This window comes from Sphaerospermopsis reniformis (assembly GCF_005402885.1).
In the GTDB taxonomy this organism is placed as follows: Bacteria; Cyanobacteriota; Cyanobacteriia; order Cyanobacteriales; family Nostocaceae; genus Sphaerospermopsis; species Sphaerospermopsis kisseleviana.
Window position 1 is genome coordinate 1 of record NZ_BJCE01000388.1, and the last position, 3,060, is coordinate 3,060.

Annotated in this window: 6 protein-coding genes and 1 pseudogene; 5 read left to right on the forward strand and 2 right to left on the reverse strand. The window is 36.6% G+C overall.

Features of this window, described 5'->3' with window-relative positions:
* Positions 1-183, reverse strand: a pseudogene (locus FFR48_RS29770) (IS982 family transposase); the annotation flags it as partial.
* Between FFR48_RS29770 and FFR48_RS26705 the strand changes: the two are divergent.
* From FFR48_RS26705 to FFR48_RS26725, 5 genes are all read left to right on the forward strand, one after another.
* On the forward strand, positions 165-392 hold the full coding sequence (locus FFR48_RS26705) for a hypothetical protein (RefSeq protein ID WP_162501981.1): 228 nt from the start codon (positions 165-167) through the stop codon (positions 390-392). The pseudogene FFR48_RS29770 and the gene FFR48_RS26705 sit on opposite strands and share 19 nt — an antisense overlap.
* A gap of 60 nt (positions 393-452) precedes the next feature.
* On the forward strand, positions 453-1,043 hold the full coding sequence (locus FFR48_RS26710) for a hypothetical protein (protein WP_137669439.1): 591 nt from the start codon (positions 453-455) through the stop codon (positions 1,041-1,043).
* Positions 1,044-1,077: 34 nt separating this feature from the next.
* Positions 1,078-1,632 (forward strand): hypothetical protein, encoded by a 555-nt coding sequence (locus tag FFR48_RS26715; protein WP_137669440.1) that lies wholly within the window; start codon positions 1,078-1,080, stop codon positions 1,630-1,632.
* Between the two features lie 118 nt (positions 1,633-1,750).
* Positions 1,751-2,047 carry a hypothetical protein gene (locus FFR48_RS26720; RefSeq protein WP_137669441.1) on the forward strand — a complete coding sequence of 99 codons (297 nt, stop codon included), beginning with the start codon at positions 1,751-1,753 and terminating at the stop codon, positions 2,045-2,047.
* Positions 2,048-2,286: 239 nt separating this feature from the next.
* On the forward strand, positions 2,287-2,787 hold the full coding sequence (locus FFR48_RS26725; protein ID WP_137669442.1) for a hypothetical protein: 501 nt from the start codon (positions 2,287-2,289) through the stop codon (positions 2,785-2,787).
* 39 nt (positions 2,788-2,826) lie between these two features.
* Here the strand turns inward: FFR48_RS26725 and FFR48_RS26730 are convergent.
* On the reverse strand, positions 2,827-3,060 hold a 234-nt coding region (locus FFR48_RS26730), incomplete at its 5' end, for a hypothetical protein (RefSeq protein WP_201277689.1).

Genomic DNA, 3,060 nt, shown 5'->3' on the forward strand with positions numbered 1-3,060 from the left:
AGGTAAAAATACAAATTCCACAGGAATTCCCGTTTTAGTTGTTAATAATTGGACTCGCACACCATAGAAGTATCTTTTTTTCGATGCTATGTAACCCCGGTACTTTTCTGACTCAATTAACTTGACATTAAAAATGCGGATATTATCACACATAGGTACTGGAAATGAGTCTAAAAGATACTCAATATCATCTAGTACAGAATCTCTTAACACAGGAAATATTTTGGGAACCTGCAAACGAATCAGATTTTACATATAGTGCCAAGTTCAATAGTAACAACCTAGAACTTCACATAAATGATTTTCCTGAAGAGAATCTATATACATTATCTATTGACTCGATAGCTATTTGCAATTTAGATGACTTGCCAAATTGTTGGCATATTCCTTAAATTTTTAAGAAATAAGTAATATATTGAATTCATTACAAAGTTTGATTAATAAAGGTTTCTATGACAAACGAAGAAATTCGTAATCAATATAATAAACAAGTATCTGAAGGCATCTCTAAATTAGAAGCAGATATCAAACGGCAAAAACGCATTCCTAATATGACAGATGCCAAAAAAGCATGGGAAATTCGTCATCAAGCCCGCATTGATGCAAGAGCCAAGATGAAAGCAAGCGAAGCTATGAAACTTCGGGCTAGGGATATGAAGAAATATGGACATCCTAATGGCCCGACTTTTAGTTATGAAGTTGAGAAAGCTAGAAGCAAAGGTAAAGGTGATGTTCCCAAATCAATAATCAACAGTGGTAAAAGAACAAATGAAAAGTGGAACAATCCGAGGAGTATTACTGAAGCTCTTCGAGATCGCTTGAAGGATCGCAATAATAAGAATAGAAGAGATAATTTCAAATCCCGTTATGGGAAATCTTCAGAAGCCAACCGCACCAAAGAACTTTCTGCATCTAATCGAGAACTTAAAAAATCTGGTAATTCCATGACATCACGCCAGGACAGTAAATCAAAATCTCGTGGCGACAGTAAACCAAATGGAGGAGGTGGTGGTTCCCGTGGTAAGGAGAGCCGTCGCCGTTAGCTTTTACAAAACTTAACAGGAGAAATTAAAAGCAATGACTGAAGACAATAATGGTTTAGATAGAAAAGGTAATGAGATAGTACACGGTAAAGGTCATCATGCAGAACGGATTAAAATAGTTGTACGTAGCATGAAGGCAAAAGGTTATACAGGAATTCGCGTTAACCAGGTACAGGTTGATGCAGCTGGCAATAGAATAGGAAACAACAGACCAGATATATCTGCCATTCATCCAAAGACAGGTAAACGCATCAACATTGAATACGACAATCAACGTCGTTCAAGCCTTAAGCATGAGCATGAGATTAACAAAAATGATTCCAGATCAGTAAATACCCATGCCATACTAAAACCTGAAGGCAAAGTGTTAAAAGGAACAAGAACACACAAGCCAACCTTTGAACAACCAAAAGACCCTACCTTAGCTAATACCCTGAAACTTTCTGGAGAAAAACGAGTTTCTCAAACTAAGACTAAGCCAGAAGCTATAAAATCCCGCTACGGGAGTTCTTCAGAGTCAAGTCCTGCTAAGGGATCTGCAAATCAGGAGTCGAAAGTTAGGGGAACTTCAGAAATAAACAACCTCTAAGTTCTACAACACCAAGAGGAGATGGTAAACCAACAGGAGGTAATTCATCCCACCGTTGTTAAAATGAAAGTGATGCTAAAAACTATTTGGTTAGGCAAACATAAAAATACCCTTACTGATGGAAAAAACTACTATAAAACTATCTGAACTGAAAGCAGTTACCGAAAAATTATTTTCATATCTACAGGAATCTGGTTACGACACTGTAGAAATATCTCCCGATTACTATTGGGATATATCAAAAGAAGAACGATATAACCCCTACAAGGAGCCGAAAAATTTGAATCTAGGTCAAGTTACTGATGATATAGCTGAACTTCAAAGTATTTTAGCCGACAAAAAAGAACCTGTTGGTTATGCGTTAGTTTGGCTCGCTTCAATTCTGAGAACTATTGGCGAAGAAGTCATTACCTAAAATTTATTGAGATTAATTATTCCAATGAACGACAATGAAAGAAAATATTTAGGGTTGGCTGAATAAACCTAAAACCTTGATATATCAAAGGTTAGAGGCTGATAAACACAGAAATTAGTGCAAGGGTTTTGAAGGGTATACCGGAAAAAGTGTGCATTTTTTGGGATTTCAAGAGATGGCAAAGAAATTTTCAAATCTCCTCCTGACTCCTGACTCCTGACTCCTGACTCCTGACTCCTATGCCCTCACGGAAAGACTTTCTCAGCAACCCCTATTTAGAATCTAGAATACGTAGCTTAGATAAAGCTATTAAAACTTATGGACAAAGAATAAGTGAACATCAAGAAAAGTTAAAAGCATACAAAAATAATCCTGAAGCGACAGATAATAAGGGTTTTTTAAAAACAGCAGCATCTGAAGATGCTCGTCGTAAAATTATTCAAGGTAGAATTAAACATATAAATCAGGAAATTCGTACTTTCAAAGAAAATATTAAAAAAGCACAGTTAGAAAAACGCAATTTAGAAAAGAAGATGCGAGAGTTAGGCAAAAATCCATTTCAAAATGAGACAAATTCTCCTAGTAAAAAGTTGATTGGGTCTAGGAGAACCGTCACCAGCACAATTCATCATTTACAGGTGATTGGCTATGCGGATGTCGGGGACTGGAGTGACCCCATACCCACCGGGAATCCTGGGGAGGTTATGAGTATTTTAAGCAGACAAATCCTGATTAAATAACAATAAATAACAAACATGGCAGGAGGTTAACGCCTTCTGTCACTCGGTTTCCAACAAAGTTGAAGCCACAGAAATATCATATCTTTGTCCAGATTGTGTCACATCAAAATCCATAATCAGTCGTTTAATATGTGAAAAATGCTGGTGTTTTCTAGCAATTAATTCCGCAATAATTTCTCTGGTTTCCCGTTGGGTTTCTGGATCATATACAAGTAACTGCTGTTGTAAAAAAGCATCAAGAACTTCTTTTTTATCTGATTCAGGTAACACTGC

Coding starts and splice junctions, on each gene's coding strand:
- FFR48_RS26725 (WP_137669442.1), top strand. CDS start 2,287: ATGCCCTCACGGAAAGACTTTCTCAGCAACCCCTATTTAGAATCTAGA.
- FFR48_RS26715 (WP_137669440.1), top strand. CDS start 1,078: ATGACTGAAGACAATAATGGTTTAGATAGAAAAGGTAATGAGATAGTA.
- FFR48_RS26710 (WP_137669439.1), top strand. CDS start 453: ATGACAAACGAAGAAATTCGTAATCAATATAATAAACAAGTATCTGAA.
- FFR48_RS26705 (WP_162501981.1), top strand. CDS start 165: ATGAGTCTAAAAGATACTCAATATCATCTAGTACAGAATCTCTTAACA.
- FFR48_RS26720 (WP_137669441.1), top strand. CDS start 1,751: ATGGAAAAAACTACTATAAAACTATCTGAACTGAAAGCAGTTACCGAA.